Raw genomic sequence first — 1,092 nt, forward strand, 5'->3', positions numbered from 1 at the left:
GCACCAACAGTACGGCCGCCTTCACGGATAGCGAAGCGTAAACCTTCATCCATCGCGATTGGGCAAATCAGTTCAACAACAAACTTCAGGTTGTCGCCTGGCATTACCATTTCTACGCCTTCTGGCAGCTCAACCGCGCCAGTTACGTCTGTAGTACGGAAGTAGAACTGTGGACGGTAGCCTTTGAAGAACGGAGTATGACGACCGCCTTCTTCTTTTGACAGTACGTACACTTCGCCTTCAAACTTAGTGTGTGGCTTGATTGAACCTGGCTTAGCCAGTACCTGGCCACGCTCTACGTCTTCACGCTTAGTACCACGTAACAGTGCACCGATGTTCTCGCCTGCACGACCTTCGTCTAACAGCTTACGGAACATTTCTACACCGGTACAAGTAGTAGCAACAGTGTCTTTGATACCGACGATTTCTACTGTCTCGCCTACTTTTACGATACCTTGCTCTACACGGCCTGTTACTACAGTACCACGACCAGCAATTGAGAATACGTCTTCGATTGGCATGATGAATGGCTTATCGATTGCACGTACCGGCTCTGGAATGTAAGTATCCAGCGCGTTACCCAGCTCAAGGATTTTTTCTTCCCATGCCGCATCGCCTTCCAGGCCTTTCAGCGCTGAACCACGGATTACTGGCAGGTCATCACCTGGGAAGTCGTAGTCTGAAAGAAGCTCACGCACTTCCATTTCTACCAGCTCTAACAGCTCTTCGTCATCTACCATGTCACACTTGTTCATGAACACGATGATGTACGGTACGCCTACCTGACGTGATAACAGGATGTGCTCACGTGTTTGTGGCATTGGGCCGTCTGTTGCCGCTACTACCAGAATTGCGCCGTCCATCTGTGCAGCACCAGTGATCATGTTCTTAACATAGTCAGCGTGGCCTGGACAGTCTACGTGGGCGTAGTGACGCGTTGGCGTATCGTATTCAACGTGCGACGTGTTGATGGTGATACCACGTGCTTTCTCTTCTGGTGCTTTATCGATTTGATCGAAAGCAAATGCCTGACCGCCGTAGTGCTTAGCCAGTACGTTTGTGATTGCTGCAGTTAAAGTAGTTTTACCGTGG

General features: G+C 50.0%; 1 protein-coding gene. It reads right to left on the bottom strand.

Annotation, left to right across the window (positions count from 1 at the left end):
• Positions 1–1,092, bottom strand: a 1,092-nt coding sequence (gene tuf, locus ACYVIC_RS19650) for an elongation factor Tu (protein WP_460862690.1), incomplete at both ends; no start/stop codon positions are given.

The sequence above is a fragment of the Rheinheimera gaetbuli genome, from assembly GCF_054781935.1.